The sequence below is a fragment of the Nocardioides sp. zg-1230 genome (genome assembly GCF_013155335.1).
Classification (GTDB): domain Bacteria; phylum Actinomycetota; class Actinomycetes; order Propionibacteriales; family Nocardioidaceae; genus Nocardioides.
This window is the reverse complement of sequence record NZ_JABJQZ010000004.1, coordinates 69,472-86,953: the sequence shown is the minus strand read 5'-3', so window position 1 is coordinate 86,953 and position 17,482 is coordinate 69,472. Positions and strand designations below refer to the sequence as shown.

14 protein-coding genes are annotated in these 17,482 nt (G+C 73.4%); 7 read left to right on the top strand and 7 right to left on the bottom strand.

What is annotated here, in order from left to right:
- Window positions 1–66 precede the first annotated feature (66 nt).
- Genes HOO61_RS12345 through HOO61_RS12335 form a run of 3 tightly spaced genes read left to right on the top strand, consistent with a single transcriptional unit; the run spans window position 67 to window position 3,228 of the window.
- Complete coding sequence (locus HOO61_RS12345; RefSeq protein WP_172259024.1) at window positions 67–1,677, top strand: N,N-dimethylformamidase beta subunit family domain-containing protein; 1,611 nt, start codon at window positions 67–69, stop codon at window positions 1,675–1,677.
- 34 nt (window positions 1,678–1,711) lie between these two features.
- Window positions 1,712–2,323, top strand: a complete 612-nt coding sequence (locus HOO61_RS12340) for a hypothetical protein (protein WP_172259023.1) — start codon at window positions 1,712–1,714, stop codon at window positions 2,321–2,323.
- Window positions 2,320–3,228: an LCP family protein gene (locus HOO61_RS12335; RefSeq protein ID WP_172259022.1), complete on the top strand. Its 909-nt coding sequence runs from the start codon at window positions 2,320–2,322 to the stop codon at window positions 3,226–3,228. Before HOO61_RS12340 ends, HOO61_RS12335 begins: the two co-directional genes overlap by 4 nt.
- A 19-nt stretch (window positions 3,229–3,247) precedes the next feature.
- Here HOO61_RS12335 and HOO61_RS12330 read toward each other — a convergent pair whose 3' ends face one another.
- The 4 genes from HOO61_RS12330 to ligA all read right to left on the bottom strand — a co-directional run bounded on the left by HOO61_RS12330 (window position 3,248) and on the right by ligA (window position 9,694).
- Window positions 3,248–3,892 (bottom strand): response regulator transcription factor, encoded by a 645-nt coding sequence (locus HOO61_RS12330; protein WP_172259021.1) that lies wholly within the window; start codon window positions 3,890–3,892, stop codon window positions 3,248–3,250.
- A gap of 43 nt (window positions 3,893–3,935) precedes the next feature.
- Window positions 3,936–6,170 (bottom strand): sensor histidine kinase, encoded by a 2,235-nt coding sequence (locus HOO61_RS12325; RefSeq protein ID WP_172259020.1) that lies wholly within the window; start codon window positions 6,168–6,170, stop codon window positions 3,936–3,938.
- Between the two features lie 58 nt (window positions 6,171–6,228).
- On the bottom strand, window positions 6,229–7,482 hold the full coding sequence (locus HOO61_RS12320; protein WP_172259019.1) for a calcium-binding protein: 1,254 nt from the start codon (window positions 7,480–7,482) through the stop codon (window positions 6,229–6,231).
- A gap of 79 nt (window positions 7,483–7,561) precedes the next feature.
- A complete protein-coding gene (gene ligA / locus HOO61_RS12315; RefSeq protein ID WP_172259018.1) occupies window positions 7,562–9,694 on the bottom strand; it encodes an NAD-dependent DNA ligase LigA in 2,133 nt (710 codons plus the stop codon).
- Window positions 9,695–9,848: 154 nt separating this feature from the next.
- Here ligA and HOO61_RS12310 point away from each other — a divergent pair, with 154 nt between their 5' ends.
- The 3 genes from HOO61_RS12310 (at window position 9,849) to HOO61_RS12300 (ending at window position 12,846) form a co-directional block, all read left to right on the top strand.
- The gene (locus HOO61_RS12310; protein WP_172259017.1) at window positions 9,849–10,457 is read left to right on the top strand and encodes a TetR/AcrR family transcriptional regulator; all 609 of its coding nucleotides are present in this window, start codon (window positions 9,849–9,851) and stop codon (window positions 10,455–10,457) included.
- Window positions 10,458–10,532: 75 nt separating this feature from the next.
- On the top strand, window positions 10,533–12,152 hold the full coding sequence (locus HOO61_RS12305) for an MFS transporter (protein ID WP_172259016.1): 1,620 nt from the start codon (window positions 10,533–10,535) through the stop codon (window positions 12,150–12,152).
- Window positions 12,153–12,207: 55 nt separating this feature from the next.
- The gene (locus HOO61_RS12300; protein WP_367650140.1) at window positions 12,208–12,846 is read left to right on the top strand and encodes an alpha/beta hydrolase; all 639 of its coding nucleotides are present in this window, start codon (window positions 12,208–12,210) and stop codon (window positions 12,844–12,846) included.
- A 26-nt stretch (window positions 12,847–12,872) separates the two neighbouring features.
- On the opposite strand, the gene HOO61_RS12295 is transcribed toward HOO61_RS12300, so the two are convergent.
- The 3 genes from HOO61_RS12295 to HOO61_RS12285 are packed head-to-tail and all read right to left on the bottom strand — an operon-like array spanning window position 12,873 to window position 16,159.
- The gene (locus tag HOO61_RS12295) at window positions 12,873–13,862 is read right to left on the bottom strand and encodes a methionine synthase (RefSeq protein WP_172259015.1); all 990 of its coding nucleotides are present in this window, start codon (window positions 13,860–13,862) and stop codon (window positions 12,873–12,875) included.
- On the bottom strand, window positions 13,859–14,962 hold the full coding sequence (gene mnmA, locus HOO61_RS12290) for a tRNA 2-thiouridine(34) synthase MnmA (protein WP_172259014.1): 1,104 nt from the start codon (window positions 14,960–14,962) through the stop codon (window positions 13,859–13,861). Before mnmA ends, HOO61_RS12295 begins: the two co-directional genes overlap by 4 nt.
- A gap of 15 nt (window positions 14,963–14,977) precedes the next feature.
- Complete coding sequence (locus tag HOO61_RS12285; RefSeq protein ID WP_172259013.1) at window positions 14,978–16,159, bottom strand: cysteine desulfurase family protein; 1,182 nt, start codon at window positions 16,157–16,159, stop codon at window positions 14,978–14,980.
- A 73-nt stretch (window positions 16,160–16,232) separates the two neighbouring features.
- Between HOO61_RS12285 and HOO61_RS12280 the strand changes: the two genes are divergently transcribed.
- Window positions 16,233–17,480 (top strand): hypothetical protein, encoded by a 1,248-nt coding sequence (locus HOO61_RS12280; protein ID WP_172259012.1) that lies wholly within the window; start codon window positions 16,233–16,235, stop codon window positions 17,478–17,480.
- The last annotated feature ends 2 nt before the right edge of the window (window positions 17,481–17,482 follow it).

The window sequence follows — 17,482 nt, the reverse complement described above, 5'->3', positions numbered from 1 at the left end:
ACGTCCCGACCGCCCGGGATCGGCGCCCCATGTGCCGGGAAGTGCCTCCCCACGAGCGTCGTCACCATGGCGAAGCTGACGCGACAGATGACGGTGGCCCTGGTGGTGCTCACGGTGCTGGCCACGGGGTGCGCGCCCGGCGGGGGGACCGGAGCGCGGAACGGAGCACGGGACGGACGGGACGCGGGCGCTGACAGCGGGGCCGCGATCGGCCTGCCGCGGGCCCAGGCGGACGCCGGCCTGGACGAGGAGGCCACGGAGGCGCCGGAGCCGGAGCCCGCGCCCGAGCCCCCCGGCACGGAGGACTGGCGGGTGAGCAAGACGTCGTTCCGGGGCGAGGTCGCGGCCTACACCACGCACGCGAGCGGGGTGCCGGGCACGCGGGTGGGGCTGAAGGTCTCCACGACCGAGGGCGGCTGGGAGGCGGCAGCGTTCCGGATCGGGTCCTACCAGGGCGGCACCGGCGCCTTCGTGTGGGAGTCAGGCTTCCGCCGCGGCCGTCAGCAGCCGGCCCCCCGCTGGTCGTCGTACGAGCGACGCACCGTGGTCGCGCCGTGGACGCGTGACCTCACCGTCGACACCTCCACGTGGACGCCCGGCTTCTACGTCTTCCGGCTGCGCACCGACACCGGCTGGGAGACCCAGGTGCCCTACGTCGTCACCTCGGAGTCCGCGGAGGGCACCGTCGCGCTCGTCGCACCCGTCACGACGTGGCAGGCCTACAACGAGTGGGGCGGCTACAGCCTGTACGCCGGCGCCAACGGCGACGCCCCGAGCCACGCGGTGAGCTTCGACCGGCCCTACAACGGGGCGACCGGGGCCAACGACTACCGCACCGCTGCGATCCCGATCGTCCTCCGCGCCGAGCAGTCCGGCGTCCCGCTGTCGTACTTCACCAACGTCGACCTCCACACCTCGCCGGGAGCCCTGGCCGGCGCACGCGGCTACGTCTCGATGGGCCACGACGAGTACTGGACCAACACCATGCGCGAGGTCGTCCTCAGCGCCCGCGACGCCGGGGTCAACCTGGCCTTCCTCGGCGCGAACACGATGTACTGGCGGATCCGACTGGAGCCGAGCGCCGAGGGTCCTGCCCGCGTCGTCGTCGGCTACCGCCACTCCGCCCACCTCGACCCGCTGTACGCGCAGGGCTCGGTCGACGCCACCGCGCTGTTCCGCGAGCCGCCCGTGCCCCGTCCCGAGCACGACCTGCTGGGCATGCAGTACGAGTGCTACCCGGTGGACACCGACTACGTCATCGCCTCCCCGGGCTGGTGGGGCTTCCGCGGGACCGGCGTACGTCGCGGCACCCACGTCCACGGCCTCGTCGGACCGGAGGCCGACCGGGTCTACCCGGACGAGCGGCTGCCGCGGCCGCTGCAGGTGCTCAGCCACTCGCCGTACTCGTGCCGGGGCGTCACCACCACGACGCAGTCGGTCTACTACACGGCCGGCTCGGGGGCCGGGGTCTTCGCCGCGGGCACGCTGCGCTGGGGCTGCGCGATGGTCGACCGGTGCGAGCGGCCGCTCGGTGCCGCCACGCGGGAGTTCACCCGGACGGTGACCGGCACGCTGGTCACCGAGTTCGCCCGGGGCCCGGTCGGGGCGCGGCACCCGGCCCGCGACAACGTCGCGCAGTTCGACCTCTCCCCCGTCAACACGGTCCCGGCGAGCTGAGACAGCGCAGGCTGCGTCGGCCATGATGATCGCCATGGGCCACACTCGCCACCGCGTCGGGCGGACCGCACGCCTCGGCGTCGCGGCGGCGGTCGCGGTGCTCGCCGCCGGCTGCTCCGACGGCGGCCCGCCCGACGACGAGGAGACGCCGACCCCTGAGTCCGCCGCGCTGCGCGTGCAGACCGTCACCGGGGGCGAGCGCCTCGACGAGACGACGCGGACCGAGATCGAGGGGGCCGTCGGCGAGGTGCTGTCCGACTACGTCCTCGAGGGTTTCCTCGGTGAGTTCCCCCGGCAGGACTTCGTCCGGGCCTTCGAGGACTTCACCAGCGTGGCCGCACGCAAGGCGACCCGGCACATCGACTACCTCACCGCAGCGACCGCGCGAGACGCGACCGACATGCGCGCCACCGAGCTCGACGCCCGGCTGTCGTTCCTCGACCAGGCCGGCGAGGTCCACGGCGCGACCGCCACCGTGCACTTCGCCTTCGAGGCCACCATGGAGGACGGCTCGACGCGACCGCTGACGCTCGACGGACGCTTCCTGCTCGACGCCGACGAAGGCACCTGGTCGGTCTTCGGCTACGACGTCAGGTTCGACAACGGCGACGAGTCGTCCGCCGAGGCGGAGGGGGGCGGCTCATGAGGTGGCTCCGGCGCACTGCCGCACGGCTGGCGCTCCTCGCCGGCATAGCGCTCGTCGTGCCGTCCGGCTCCGTCCACCCGACGACCATCAACCTGACGACCATCGGCACCGCCAAGGCGGTCGACGCGGGTGACGGGGTCGTCTGGGTCCTCGCCCTCGGCTCCGAGGCCGCCGCCGGCGACGACGTGATGGCCGGCCTCACCGACGCGATCCAGCTGGTCGGGGTGAACCTCGACACCGGTCGGGCCCTCGCCATCGGCCTGCCCCGCGACCTCTACGTCGAGATGAGCAACGGCAGCGCCCGCCTCAACACCGCCCTGCGCGACGAGGGGCCCGAGGGGGTGGCCCGCGAGGTGGACGAGCTGCTCGGCATCGAGGCCGACGTGGTCCTGGTGACCGGGTTCGAGGGGTTCCTCTCGATGATGGGCGCCGTCGGCGACGTGCAGGTGGACTCCCCGACGGCGTTCACCTCCGAGGACGGCGACGTCCGGGTGCAGCGCGGTCGCAACACCTTCGACGCCGACCAGTCCCTCTCCTACGCCCGCACCCGCGACACGCTCCCCGACGGAAGCGACTTCGAGCGCGTGGCCAACCACCAGCGGCTGCTCCTCGGGACACTGGAGCGGCTCCGGAGCGTCGAGGACGAACCAGGCTTCATGGAGGGGGTCGCCCTCTCCGCGATCGGCGGCCTCCAGACCGACATGTCACCGTCGGAGGTCTACCGGCTGGTCCAGGCGCTCACCACCGTCGAACCGGGTCGCACGGAGGGCTGCATCATCACGGGCACGTTCGCCGTGGTGGGCGGCGCCGACGTCGTCCTCCCCGACCTGGCCCAGGCGCGGGCCGTCGGCGACGACGCCAGGGGCGACGCGCGGCTGCAGGGCGGCTGCCGCGACGAGGGCTGATCCGCCACTCAGCCCCGCCTCAGCCCAGCCCCGCCTCCCGGGCCTTGACGATCGCCTGCGCCCGGTGGGCCACCTGCAGCTTGGTGAAGATGTTGCTCGCGTGGTTGCGCACGGTCTTGATCGACAGGCCCAGCTGCCGGGCGATCTCGCCGTTCTCCTTGCCCTCGGCGATGAGTCCGAGCACGACCCGCTCACGCTCGGTGAGGTCGGGGAAGGCGTCGGCGACCGGCCGGCTGCGGGCGCCGGCGAAGTACGCCATCACCCGGTCGGCGATGCCGGGCCCGAAGATCACCTCGCCCGCGCCGACGGCCTGCACCGCCCGGGTGATCTCACCGCGCCGCGCGCCCTTGAGGAGGTAGCCGCGGGCGCCTGCGCGCACGGCGGCGAACACCGACTCCTCGTCCTCCATCATCGTCAGCACGAGCACGCCGATGTGGGGGGACGAGCCGACGATCTGCGCGGTGGCGTCGATGCCGTTGACCCGCGGCATGTGCAGGTCCATGAGCACCACGTCCGGCTGGAGGTCGAGCGCCAGCGCGATCGCCATCGCGCCGTCCGAGGCCGTGCCCACCACCTCCACGTCGGGCGTCGCGGCGAGCAGGGCCTCCAGCCCACGCCGGAACTCGTCGTGGTCGTCGGCGATCAACACCCGGTAGCCGTCCATCGGCTCCTCCTGACTGTCCTCGGACTCCTCGACCCTGCCGGAGTCAACCCTGCTGCAGCGGCAGCCGCACCCGGACCACCGTGCCGCCACCGGGGCGGTCGCCGGCCTCGAACGTGCCTCCGAGCTCCTCGGCCCGCTCCCGCATCGAGGACAGGCCTACACCCGGACGGCGGTCTGCTGCCAGTCCCGACCCCGTGTCGGAAACCTCGATGCGCAGGTCGCCGGCGTCGCGGGACAGGCGTACGACGCACCGGTCGGCGCCGCTGTGGCGCTGCGCGTTGGTGACGGCCTCGACGACGATGCGGTAGGCCGCGACCTCCACCGCCGCCGGGAGCGGCTCGATGTCGTCGGCGGCCTCGACCGTCCACGGCACCGTGCCCACCCCGGCGCCGTGCTCGGCCGCCCGGTGCCGCAGTGCCGAGACCAGGCCGAGCTGGTCCAGCGCAGGCGGACGAAGGCCCTCCACCAGCCGCCGCACCTCGCCGATGCCCTCGCGGGCCTGGTCGGAGAGCCGCCCGACGAGGTCGGCCGCCTGCTCGGGGTCGTCCTCGATGAGGTCCGTGGCGGCCTCGAGGCGCATCGCGAGCGAGGCGAGCGACGGCCCGAGGCCGTCGTGCAGGTCGCGCCTGAGCCTGCGTCGCTCCTCCTCCCGGGCGGCGACCAGCCGCTGCCGGGACACCTGGAGCTCACGGTTGGCCGTGACCGCCTGGACCAGCGCGCCCACCTGGGTGCCCACGTCCTCCAGCAACCGCCGGTCGCCGGGCCCGAAGGGGTCGTGGCCTGCGTCCACCTCGAGCCGGAGGCGGCCCACGGTCGTGCCCCCGACGGACAGGTCGACAGTGGCGGGCGTGCCGAGGGGAGCGCCGATGGACGCCGCGACCGGACCGGAGGTGGGCGTGGCCAGCACGTCGACGGCCGCGAACGAGAGGTGGAGGCGGCGCGCGAGCAGCTCGAGGGCCTCCCGCAGCGCGTCCTCCGGTGCGGTCAGCGCGTCGAGCCGGCGCAGGTCCGAGACGACCCGGTGCGGGAACTCGCGGTCGCCGTAGACCACCCGTCGCACCGTCCGCTGCACCGCGACGGCAGCCGGCAGCAGCAGCAGCGCCAGCAGGCCGCCGGCCAGCATCGAGCCGACGGAGATGTCCGCCGCGGCGTCCACCGCCCGCACCATGCCGACGAAGGCGGCTGCGACGACCACCAACACGAGGGCCTGCACGAGCCCGCGGCGGACCCGCGGCTCGATCTCGGCGAGGTGGTAGTGGCCGGCGGCGGCCGCGATGCCGGCCAGGGCGAGCGCTCCTCCGAGCAGGACGAGCAGGTCCTGGCGCAGGAGCGGCGCACCGGTGAGCAGGGCAGGTGCCGGGCCGAGGACGAGCCAGGCAGCGACGCCGGCACCGACACCGAGGAGCGCGAGCCGGGTGGCGAGCACGTCGGTCCGGTCCCGAGCCCTCAGGTACGCGAGGGTGGCGACCACGAGCAGGACCGGGACGGCGGCCCACAGGACGGGCGCGAAGACGGTCGCCCACAGCGACAGCCGCTCCAGGGCCGAGCCCGCACTCCCGAGGCGCACGCCCAGCCAGACGGCGTACGCCAGCACAGGCACGGCCAGGAGCGCGATGGTCACCCACCGGTCGCGGGCGGCCGCTCGGGTCAGGAGCGCGACCGAGAGCAGGAGGGCCACCAACCCGACGGCGGCCACCGCCTCGCCCACGAGCTGGGGCCAGGCGCCGCGGGCGCCGGCGAGGTCGATGACCCCGAGTCCGAGCGGGGTGGACGTGGTCGCGGCCGGCAGCAGCGCGGTCGCCACCAGGAACGCCCGGGCGGCAGCGGCTGACGGCCTGGTCCAGAAGACCAGTGACCCCACCGCGAGCAGCAGGACCGGCAGGAGGACCACGTGCGGGGCGCTCCGCGCGGCCGCGGCGAACGGGTAGCGGTGCAGCGTGACGTCGACCTGCTGGATCAGGTCGAGGCCGGCACCGGTGCGGCGTACCTCGTAGCGCACGATGTCGCCCACTTGCCGCCGTACGCCGTCCGCGTCGGCGACCCACTGTGCCGGGGAGCGCCCGTCGACGGCCTGCACCTCGTCGCCCGGCCGGAGCGGGGTCTCCCCGTAGGTGGTCGCGACCCGCACGGTGTCACCCCAGCCGGAGTCCGCCGACGGCACGAGCCTCGAGGAGAGGCTGGTGCCGTCGGACGGGCCGGCCAGCAGCGCGAGGACGGTCCAGCAGACCGGCACCGCCCAGGCCACTGCGAGCACGAGCAGCCTGCTGGTGCGCGCCATGGAGGCATGGTGCCCCCGTCCGCGGTCACGGGGGAAGCAGACGCGCTGGGTGGGGAGCTCAGCAGCTGGATCGCTTCTCGGCCGCCTTGCAGGTGTCGTTGCCGCCACGACCGCGGGCGATGTCGAAGCCGAGACCACCGTCGAGCCGGTCGGGCTGGCTCGAGCCGGTCATCACGTCGGCCCCGCCGCGGCCGTAGATCATCGCGCGGTAGTCGGGGTGGGCGGTGATGACCTCGGAGTCGTTGCTGCCCTTGAAGATCGACAGCGTCCGGGCCGGGAGCACGATGTCGCTGAAGCCGTTGATCTTCCCCTCGATGGTGAAGGGGAGGTCGCGGACCGTCGTCCTCCTCGTCTGGTCGAGGCGCAGGGTGGGCTTGATCGCCGGGTTGGAGTTGGGAAGCAGGCGGAGCTTGTCCTGGCCGCCGTGACCCCGGGCGGAGAAGCCGGACTCGGCGGGGATCGGGAAGGTGACGGTGTCGACGCCGCTGCCGCCGCGGAACTCCTGGTGGAGCTCCGAGGTCGAGCCCAACGTGTCGGCGCCGCTCCCGCCGACGAAGATGTCGGAGCCGAGGCTGCCGGTCAGGGTGTCGTCGCCCGCGTCGCCGTAGAGCCGGTCGTTGCCGAGAGCGCCAGAGGTGTCCGCGACGATCGTGTCGTCGCCGCCCCGGCCGAAGATCGTGTCGTCGCCACCGCGCGCAGCGATGACGTCGGCGGAGTTGGTGCCCTTGACGGTGTCGCCGAAGGGCGAGCCGACGAGGCGGATGCCGCCGTTGAACCCGGTGACGGTGTCGCTGCCGTCGGCGGCGATCGGGACGGTCGCTGCGGCGCGGAAGTCCACCACCACCGGGGCCACGGCGTTGACGTAGGTGACGCCGTCGAGACGCACGGCGGTGCCCTCGCTGGCCGGGCGCGGGTCGTAGCCGAGGTCGATCGTGTCGTCGCCGGTGCCGCCGGAGAGGGTGTCGCCCTTCTTCACGACCCGGCCGAACTGGTCGAGCCGCACGAGGTCGGTCTCGCCGTAGAGGCGGTCGTTGCCCTCGCCGCCGAGGATCGTGTCGGCGCCGTCACCGCCGCAGATCACGTCGTTGCCGCCGAGGCCGCGGATGGTGTCGTTGCCGCCCCGGGCGAGGACCACGTCGCGCTGGGGCGTGCCGGTGATCGAGTTCGCCCGGGCGTTGCCGACGATCGTGGCCTTGAGGCCGGCACAGCTCGGTGGCGTGGCCCCGGCGGGGCCCCCGAGGACGACGAGCGGCGTGGTCACGAGCGCGACCAGTGCGAGCGTGGGGACCAGCCGGCGAGCCCTGCGTGACATGGTGACGACCTTTCGCTGTGGGCGCCCGAGACGGCACCTCGTTGGGTGGGACACCGCGGTCCGGTCGAAAGTTGTCACCTCACGCCAGCGCGTCGGGCCCCTTCTCCAGCAGCACCGTGAACTGGTCCTCGTCGAGCACCGGCACGCCGAGCTGCTCGGCCTTGTCGGCCTTGGACCCGGCGTTGTCGCCGACCACGACGTAGTCGGTCTTCTTCGACACCGACCCCGACGCCTTGCCGCCGCGGCTGATGATCGCCTCCTTCACCGAGTCGCGGGTGTAGTGCTGCAACGAGCCGGTGGCCACGATCGTGAGGCCCTCGAGCGTGCGCGGCACCGACGCGTCCCGCTCGTCGGCCATCCGGACCCCGGCGGCCTGCCACTTGCGCACGATCTCGTTGTGCCAGTCGGCGTCCGGGCCGTCGAACCACTCGCGCACCGACGCGGCGATGGTGGGCCCGACACCCTCCGTGCCGGCCAGCTCCTCCTCCGAGGCGTCACGGATCGCTGCCATGGACCCGAGCTCGGTGGCCAGGGCCCGGGCGGCGGTCGGACCGACGTGGCGGATCGACAGGGCGACCACGACCCGCCACAGCGGGACGTCGAGGCGGGTGGCGAGGTTGTCGAGCAGTCGCTGGCCGTTGGCCGAGAGCTGCGGCCCCTCCTCACCCTTCTTCGGGGCCCGGGTGAACAGCTGGGTGCGGACCAGCTTGTCGGCAGTGAGGTCGAAGATGTCGCCCTCGTCCTCCATCACGCCCGCGTCGAGCAGCGCGTGGGCGGCCTCCGAGCCGAGTCCCTCGATGTCGAAGGCACCGCGGCCGGCGACGTGGAAGACGCGGTCGAGCAGCTGGGCCGGGCACTTGCGGTGGTTGGGGCAGCGGAGGTCCTTGTCGCCCTCCTTCTGCTGCACCAGCTCGGTGCCGCAGGACGGGCAGTGGGTGGGCATCACCCACTCCGGGAGGTCGTCGGGACGCAGCGCCAGCACGGGGCCCAGGATCTCGGGGATGACGTCCCCGGCCTTGCGCAGGATGACGGTGTCGCCGGGGCGCACGTCCTTGCGACGGACCTCGTGGGCGTTGTGGAGGGTGGCCCGCTCCACCGTGGAGCCGGCCACCTTGGTGGGCTCCATGACGCCGAAGGGGGTCACCCGGCCGGTGCGTCCGGTGTTGACCTCGATCGACAGCAGCAGCGTGTTGACCTCCTCGGGCGGGTACTTGTAGGCGATCGCCCACCGCGGCGCACGGCTCGTCGAGCCGAGCCGTCGCTGCAGCGCGACGTCGTCGACCTTGACGACGAGCCCGTCGATCTCGTGCTCGACGATGGTGTGCCGGTGCTCGCCCACGTGCTCGATCCACGCCTCGACCTCCGCCAGCGTCGGGACCACCTTCACCTGGTCGGAGGTCGGCAGGCCCCATGCCCGCAGCGCGTCGTACGCCGTGCTCTGCGAGGTCGGCTCGAAGCCGTCGCGCGCCCCGATGCCGTGGCACACCATGCCCAGGTCGCGGGTGGCGGTGACCCGCGGGTCCTTCTGCCGCAGCGAGCCGGCCGCGGCGTTGCGCGGGTTGGCGAACATGGGCTTGCCGGCGTCGGCCATGGAGGCGTTGAGCCGCTCGAAGCCCTGCGTCGGGAGGAACACCTCGCCCCGGACCTCCAGCAGCGCCGGGACCGGGTGGTCGTCGTTCGCGACCAGCCGGTGCGGCACCGACGCGATGGTGCGTACGTTGGGCGTCACGTCCTCACCGGTGCGCCCGTCGCCGCGGGTCAGCGCGCGCACGAGGCGACCGTCCTCGTAGAGCAGGTTGATCGCGAGGCCGTCGACCTTGAGCTCGCACAGCAGCGCCGGCGACTCGATGCCCTCGCGCAGGATGCGTGCGTGCCAGGCGCCGAGCTCCTCGAAGGTGAAGGCGTTGTCGAGGCTCTCCATCCGCTGGAGGTGGTCGACCGCGGTGAACTCGGTGGACACCGCTCCACCGACCTTCTGGGTGGGCGAGTCGGGCGTACGCAGCTCGGGGAACTGCTCCTCCAGCGACTCGAGCTCGCGCAGCCGCACGTCGAACTCGGCGTCGGACAGCGTGGGGTCGTCGAGGACGTAGTAGCGCCAGCGGGCGTCGTCGACCTGCTCGCTGAGCTCCTGGTGGCGCTCGCGCGCCTCGGGCGGGGCGGAGGCCACCGTCGCGGCGGTGGCCTCGAGGTCGGGCTGCTCGCTCGTGCTCATGGGCACAGTCTGCCGGTCTCGTGCGACACCGCGCCCCACGCTCCGGTCTGGACCGGATGAAACACATTTGTTCCATCGGAATGCATCTGCCTACCCTGACGTTGTGGAACGAAACCGTTCCGTTTCATCATGACCGCAGGACCGAGGAGCAGGCGTGACCCCGACCGAGACCGGCACCCGACCCCGCGTGGCGGGCGAGCGCGAGCTGGAGATCCTCGACGCGACCCTCGAGGTGCTCGCCGACGTCGGCTACGACCTGCTCACCATGGATGCCGTCGCCGCCAGGGCGAAGGCGTCCAAGGCCACCCTGTACCGACGCTGGCGGGGCAAGCCCGAGCTCGTCGTCGCCGCGGTCACCCAGCACCACACCACCACCGCGACCGCCCCCGACACCGGCACCCTCCGCGGCGACCTGCTCGCGGCCTACTGCGGCAGCGGAGGCATCAGCGACCCGCGGGCCCAGGCGGTGCTCGCCGCGGTCGTCACCGCGATGGGCCGCGACCCGGAGTTCGCCGAGATCTACCGCCGCGATTTCATCGCGCCCAAGATCGCGGCCTCCCGGGGCATCTACGAGCGGGCCCGCGAGCGGGGCGAGGTCCACCCCGACGCGGACCTCACGATCCTCGGCCCCTCGCTCGCCGGCATCGTGCTGCACCGGGCCTTCCTGCTCGGCGACCCCGTCACCCCCGAGCTCGTCGGACGGGTGCTCGACGAGGTCATCCTCCCGGCGGCGCTCCACGGACCCGCCTCCCCCACCGGCTGACCCACCACGTCCGGCGACCGCTGTCGGACCCCTCTGCTCCACTCGACCTGCACCACCATCCACGAAGGACGCTCCATGACCGACAGCACGCTGGTTGCCGACGAGGTGACCCCCGAGCAGCACAAGCGCTTGCGCTGGGCGCTCGTGCTCATCTCGCTCGCGCAGCTGATGGTGGTGCTCGACAGCACCATCGCCAACATCGCCCTTCCCTACATCGGCACGGACCTCGACATCGACCAGGCCAACCTGCAGTGGATCGTCACGGGCTACGCCCTGACCTTCGGCGGCTTCCTGCTGCTCGGGGGCCGCCTCGCCGACCTCTACGGCCGCCGTCGCATCTTCATGGTCGGCGTGCTGCTGTTCGCCTTCGCCTCGCTCGTCGGCGGCTTCGCCCAGAACGAGGTCATGCTGCTCGGCGCCCGCGGCCTCCAGGGCCTCGGCGCCGCCCTGGCCTCGCCGGCCGCGCTCGCCCTCATCACCACCACGTTCCCGGCCGGGCGCGAGCGCAACCGCGCCTTCGCGGTGTACGCCGCCATGGCGGGCGTCGGTGCGGCCGTGGGGCTGATCCTCGGCGGCTGGCTGACCGGGCTCGACCCGATCCTCGGCCTCGAGGGCTGGCGCTACACGTTCCTCATCGTCGTCCCCATCGGGCTGGCCGCGGCCTTCTTCGCCCCGCGCTTCTTCGACGAGTCCGAGCGCCACACCGGGTGGCTCGACATCCCGGGCGCGATCACCGGCACCGGTGCCCTCCTCGCGATCGTCTACGGCCTGTCCCGCGCGGGCGACGAGCGCTATGGCTGGGGCGACACCACCACGGTCGCCAGCCTCGTCATCGGCGTGGCGCTCCTCGGCATCTTCCTGCTCGTGGAGTCCCGTGCCGAGCACCCGCTGATGCCCTTCCGCATCTTCCGCAGCAAGAACCGTGCGACCGCCTTCGCCGTGATGATGATCGTGCCGGCGGCGATGTTCGCGATGTTCTTCTTCCTCTCGCTCTTCATCCAGCTCGTCGTGGGCTACTCCCCGCTCACCACCGGCGTGGCGTTCCTGCCGTTCTCGATCGCGATGATCATCTCGGCCACCGCCGCCTCCCGGTTGATCAGCCACGTCGACCCGCGCTTCCTGTCCGGGGTCGGCACGCTGCTCTCGGCGGTCGCGCTCTACGGCTTCAGCCGGATCACCGTCCCGGAGGACCCGGCATCCATCCTCGCCTCGATGCCGACCGCCCTGGGCGGGCAGGGCGTCGCCCTCGGTGACGGCGTCAGCTACTGGACCCAGATCCTGCCGTTCGTCGTGCTGATGGCCTTCGGCATGGGGCTCAACTTCGTCCCCCTCACCCTCGTCGCCGTGCACCACTTGCGTGCGCAGGACACCGGCATCGGCTCGGGCGTGCTCAACACGATGCAGCAGGTGGGCGGCGCGCTGGGGCTTGCGACGCTCAGCACGGTGTCGCTGCACTTCGCACAGACACGGGCCGACGAGATCGCGCCCTCGATCGCGGCAGCCGCACCGCAGCTCGACCAGGCGGCTGTCGGCCAGCTGGCCTCGCTCGGCTCGTTCACCGAGGGCGCCACGATGGCCTTCTTCGTCGGCTCGCTGATGATGATCGCCGCCTCGGTGCTCGTCTGGCTGTTCCTCGACGTCAAGCACGAGGAGCTGGCGTCGGAGTCCGCGCCGGAAGGGGTCGGGGTCCACTGATCGGGCGTCCGGCCCGATCGCCCATCCGACGTCGCCGCCGCCTCGAAGGAGGGTTGTGAGCGATCCCCTCCTGACGACGGCCGACGTCCCGGGCGAGCCGCGTGCGATGGTCCTGGTCCTCCACGGGGGCAAGCCCCGGTCGGACCGGGTCATCGGCACGACCAGCGCGTCGTGGCGCCGGGCCGCGTGGCTGCAGCGTGCGATCACGCCCCAGGCGCACGAGGCGGGCGTCGGCGTGTGGCTGGCGCGCTACCGGGTGCGCGGGTGGAACGGCGGCGCCGGCCCGGTGGCCGACGCCCGGTGGGCGCTCGAGGAGCTTCGGTCCGCGCACGGCGACGTGCCCGTCGTGCTCCTGGGACACTCGATGGGTGCCCGGGTGGCGGTGCACGCGGCCGACGACCCGTCGGTCGTAGGGGTGGTCGGTCTGGCCCCGTGGTGGTCGGCCGACGACCCCGTCGCCACCCTGGCGGGTCGCGCGCTCCGGGCCGCCCACGGGCGCCGCGACCGCATCACGTCGTTCCGCGAGACCACCCGCTACGTCGACCGTGCGCGCAGCGTCGCCGACAGCGTCGAGCTCCACGACATGGGCGGCCTCGGCCACTACATGCTGGCCGGGTCCCGGCGCTGGCACGACGTCGCGCTGACCTCCGTACTCGAGGTGCTCGCCGCCCGGGTCCCGCGCGCCGAGCGCTGACCGGCCTCTAACCGGCCGCTGGCCGGTCAGAGGTTGCGCGCCACGCTCGCCGAGAGGCGTACGGCCCGACCCGCCCAGTCCGCCGTCGCCCCGGCGAGGCCGCAGGTCGGCGTGATGACCAGCTGGTCACCGACGCCGTCGGGATCCAGGCCGAGCATGTCGAGCCAGCGCTGCACCCGCTCCGTGGTGCGCACGTCGGAGGCGTCGCCGGCCGGCGCGGTGGACGGTACGACGCCGAGCGCGGCGGTGCGGCCCGACTCCAGCGCCTCCGCAAAGGTGTCGAGGTCGGCCGGGCCGAGCATGTCGAGGTCGGCGGAGAGCCCGTGCACCCCGGTCCCCGCGACGAGCGACCACGGCGTCTGCGGGGCGCACGAGTGCACCCACGCCTCGCCGCCGCCGTCAGCGATGGCGGAGACCACCCACTCCAGGTGCGCCGCGGCCTCGGGGAGGTCGACGCTGCGGTGCCGGCCGTAGCCGCTGGCGGTCGGCACCTGCCCGGCCACGACCGCGGCCAGCGCCGGCTCGTCGAGCTGCACGATCCAGCGGTCGGCACCGCGGATCCGCCGACGCAGGTCGGCGAGGTGGGTGCGCACGCCCTCGGCGAGGGCCTGGGCGAGCTCCCGGCGCGCGCCGTGGTCGGCGAGCACCTTGTCACCTCGCGGCTTCTCGACCGTCGCCGCCAGCGTCCACGGTCCGATGACCTGGGTCTTGAACGCCCCCTCGTAGTCCTGGGCCAGCTCCTCGACCGTGTCGAGGTCCTGCGCGAGCAGCGAGCGCGCACGACGGTGGTCGATCCCACTGGCGTCGGTGAGCCGCCACCCGGCGGGCTGCAGGTCGGCACCGAGGCCCTCGACGACCGCAAGACCGCGCCCGGTCATCGCGGCCGTGACACCGCGGCCCGGCACCTCCGGCACGTGCGGCAGGTCGGGCAGCTCGCCCAGGACGAGGCGGGTCGCCTCTGCGTGGGCGCGGTCGGAGTCTCCGGGCATCGAGCCGACGCCGGTGGCACGCGTCATGCGGGGGCCCCGACCGCACGCGTGGAGGCGATGGTGGCTGAGCCGACGACGCGGGTGCCGTCGTAGATCACCGCGGCCTGACCGGGCGCGATGCCCTCGGCCGGGTCGAGGAGGTCGATCTCCACGCGGTCGCCGGAGACGACGACGACCGCCCGGTGCTCGGCGCCGTGAGCACGCAGCTGCACGGTGCCCTCGACCCGCTCCGGGACCGTGCCGCACCAGCGCGGGCGCACCCCGGCCACGTGGTCCACTGCCAGGCGCTCGCGCGGACCGACGGTGACGGTGCCGCTGACCGGCTCGATGTCGAGCACGAACCGCGGCTTGCCGTCGGCCGCGGGCACGCCGAGCCGGAGGCCGCGGCGCTGACCGATGGTGAAGCCGTAGGTGCCGGTGTGGCTGCCGACCGTCTCCCCCGTCGTCGCGTCGACGATGTCCCCGCCGTGGTTGGGAGCGCGGTCGCCGAGCTTCTCGCGCAGCCAGCCGGCGTTGTCGCCGTCGGCGACGAAGCAGATGTCGTGCGAGTCGGGCTTGTCGGCCACCAGCAGGCCGCGTGCCTCGGCCTCGCGGCGCACGGTCGGCTTGTCGGTGTCACCGAGAGGGAAGAGCGAGTGTCGCAGCTGCTCCTGGTCGAGGACGCCGAGGACGTAGGACTGGTCCTTGGCGTGGTCGGTGGCGCGGTGCATCTCGATGAGGCCGTCGGCCCCGGTGCGCAGCTGCGCGTAGTGCCCGGTCGCGACCGCGTCGAAGCCGAGCGCGAGGGCCCGGTCGAGAACGGCGGCGAACTTGATCTTCTCGTTGCACCGCAGGCACGGGTTGGGCGTGCGCCCGGCGGCGTACTCGTCCATGAAGTCCTCCACGACGTCCTCGTGGAAGCGGTCGGAGAGGTCCCAGACGTAGAACGGGATGCCGATGACGTCGGCCGCGCGGCGCGCGTCGTTGCTGTCCTCGATCGTGCAGCACCCCCGCGCCCCGGAGCGGTACGACGCCGGGTTGCGGCTCAGCGCAAGGTGCACGCCGGTCACGTCGTGCCCGGCCTCGACGGCGCGCGCGGCGGCGACGGCGGAGTCCACCCCGCCCGACATGGCGGCGACGACCTTCATCCCCGACCCAACCCCTCAGCGCGCCCGGGCGGCCCGGGCACGCTCCACGACCGGACCGATGGCCTCGACGACGGCATCGACGTCGGCCGGGGTCGTGGTGTGGCCGAGCGAGAAGCGGAGCGAGTGCCTCGCCTGGTCAGGGTCGCAGCCCATCGCGAGCAGCACGTGGGACGGCTGCGGGACGCCGGCGGAGCAGGCCGAGCCGGTGGAGCACTCGATGCCGCGGGCGTCGAGCAGCATCAGCAGGGAGTCGCCCTCGCAGCCGGGGAACCCGATGTGGGCGTTGCCGGGGAGCCGCCGAGGTCCCGCCGGCGCGCCGTGCAGGTGGGCGTCCGGCACGGCCTCGATGACGCGGCGCACCAGGTCGTCGCGCAGCGCGGCGACCCGCACCGCGTGCTCGTGCTGGTGCTTCACCGACTCCTCGACGGCCGCGGCGAGGCTGGCGATCGCGGGCACGTCGAGCGTGCCACTGCGGATGTCGCGCTCCTGGCCACCGCCGTGCACGAGTGCGCTGACGGGCAGGTCGCGTCGTACGACGAGCGCCCCCACACCGTAGGGGCCGCCGACCTTGTGGCCGGTGAAGGTCAGCGCGTCGACGCCCGAGGCGGCGAAGTCGACGGGCACCTGCCCGAGCGCCTGCACGGCGTCGGTGTGGACGGGGATCCCGTGCTCGGCGGCGATCGCGACCACCTCGTCGATCGGCTGCAGCGAGCCGACCTCGTTGTTGGCCCACATCACCGACACCAGCGCGACGGATCCGGGGTCGCGGGCGACGGACTCCCGGAGGGCGCCGACGTCGAGGACGCCCTCGGACGACACGGGCAGCAGCTCCACCTCGGCGTGGTCGTACTCGGCCAGCCAGTGGAGCGGGTCGAGCACCGCGTGGTGCTCGACGGCGGTGGAGAGGATGCGCGTACGACGGGGGTCCTCGGCGCGCCGGGCCCAGAAGATCCCCTTCAGCGCGAGGTTGTCGGACTCCGTGCCTCCGGAGGTGAAGACGACGTCGCCCGGCCGGGCGCCGATCACGCCAGCGATGGTCTCGCGGGACTCCTCGACCACCCGCCGGGCGCCGCGGCCCGACGCGTGCAGCGAGCTGGCGTTGCCGACGCCAGTGAGCTGGCGCGTCATCGCCTCGATCGCGACCGGCAGCATCGGCGTGGTCGCGGCGTGATCGAGGTAGACGAGCGGACGGGTCATGACCTGCCAAGCCTACGGGGCCGGGCTGCGCCAACCCGCCCCGCGTGGCCACGTTCACACCTAGGCTCGCCCCGTGCGCGCTCCCCGGGCCTGGCTCGCCTGCCTCCTGCTGGTGCCCACCCTCGCGTGCGAGGCGGGCGGCCAACCGGCTGCCGACTCCCCCGCAGATGGCGGCCCTGCGCGGTCCGCGGCACCGGCCGCGACGGACGAGACGCTCCGCGCGGAGGCCCTCGCACTCGTGGACGAGCGCGAGCGGGCGCTGGCGGAAGGCGACCGGGAGGCGTTCCTCGCCACCGTCGACCCTGACGAGCTCACCTTCTCCGCGACCCAGGCGCGATGGTTCGACAACCTCGCCCGACTCCCCGTGGGGGACGTGTCCTTCGAGCTCGGCGACGAGGACGCCCTGGCCGACGACTTCGACGACGGCGAGCTGCGGCTCCCCGTCGACTTCACGATGCGGCTGCGCGGCTTCGACAGCCGCCCCGTCACCGACAAGATGGTGTGGACGTTCGTGCACAGCGACGACCACGTGCTCCTCGCCGGCGACCGCGACGAGCAGGTCGACCTGGTGAACGGGTGGATCCCGGCTCCGTGGGACCTCGCCCACATCGAGGTGCGCCGCTCCGGAGGAATCCTCGCGGTCTTCGACGAGGACACCAGCGAGCACGCCAGCTATGTCATGTCCGACCTCGCCAACGCGACGGCGGTCGTCAGGCGTCACTTCCCGGACTGGCCGGGGCGCTACGTCGCGTACGGCACCTCCGACACCACCGCCATCGCCGAGATGAGCGGCATGTCCGTCGACCAGACCGCCGGCGTGGCGTTCCCGGTGCTGGCGCGCCCCGACGGCCCGGTCGCCGCCTACCGGTTCGCCGTCAACCCGACCGTCGTCGGTGACGTCCTCGCGCGCGGCCTCGTGTTCCGCCACGAGCTGGCGCACGTCGCGCTGGGACCCACCGACGACCGCTCCCCGGTCTGGTTGATGGAGGGCGTCGCGGAGTACGTCGCCCGCTCGACCGTGCCCGTCGACGAGCGTCGCCGGATCGCCGCCCACCAGCTCGGCACCGCGTCCGCACGCACGCTCGAGCCGACCAGGAGCTTCTACCGGGACGACCCCACCCTCAGCTACAACCTGGCGGCGGTCGTGTGCGACTACGTCGCCACTACGAGGGGCGAGGCCGCGCTGTGGGACCTCGTCCGCACCTTCCGCACGGCCCGCATCTTCTCCTGGTCCCAGACCGAGGGCGTCGTGCGCCGCGAGCTCGGGCTCTCGACCACGGAGCTCAGCGCGCAGGCGCTCGCCTGGGCGAGGGCCGCCTGAGG

Excerpts from the sequence above, each read along its gene's own strand:
- HOO61_RS12340 (WP_172259023.1), top strand. The coding sequence starts at position 1,712 with ATGGGCCACACTCGCCACCGCGTCGGGCGGACCGCACGCCTCGGCGTC.
- HOO61_RS12335 (WP_172259022.1), top strand. The coding sequence starts at position 2,320 with ATGAGGTGGCTCCGGCGCACTGCCGCACGGCTGGCGCTCCTCGCCGGC.
- mnmA (WP_172259014.1), bottom strand. The coding sequence starts at position 14,962 with ATGAAGGTCGTCGCCGCCATGTCGGGCGGGGTGGACTCCGCCGTCGCC.
- HOO61_RS12320 (WP_172259019.1), bottom strand. The coding sequence starts at position 7,482 with ATGTCACGCAGGGCTCGCCGGCTGGTCCCCACGCTCGCACTGGTCGCG.
- HOO61_RS12330 (WP_172259021.1), bottom strand. The coding sequence starts at position 3,892 with ATGGACGGCTACCGGGTGTTGATCGCCGACGACCACGACGAGTTCCGG.
- ligA (WP_172259018.1), bottom strand. The coding sequence starts at position 9,694 with ATGAGCACGAGCGAGCAGCCCGACCTCGAGGCCACCGCCGCGACGGTG.
- HOO61_RS12285 (WP_172259013.1), bottom strand. The coding sequence starts at position 16,159 with ATGACCCGTCCGCTCGTCTACCTCGATCACGCCGCGACCACGCCGATG.
- HOO61_RS12325 (WP_172259020.1), bottom strand. The coding sequence starts at position 6,170 with ATGGCGCGCACCAGCAGGCTGCTCGTGCTCGCAGTGGCCTGGGCGGTG.
- HOO61_RS12345 (WP_172259024.1), top strand. The coding sequence starts at position 67 with ATGGCGAAGCTGACGCGACAGATGACGGTGGCCCTGGTGGTGCTCACG.
- HOO61_RS12305 (WP_172259016.1), top strand. The coding sequence starts at position 10,533 with ATGACCGACAGCACGCTGGTTGCCGACGAGGTGACCCCCGAGCAGCAC.
- HOO61_RS12295 (WP_172259015.1), bottom strand. The coding sequence starts at position 13,862 with ATGACGCGTGCCACCGGCGTCGGCTCGATGCCCGGAGACTCCGACCGC.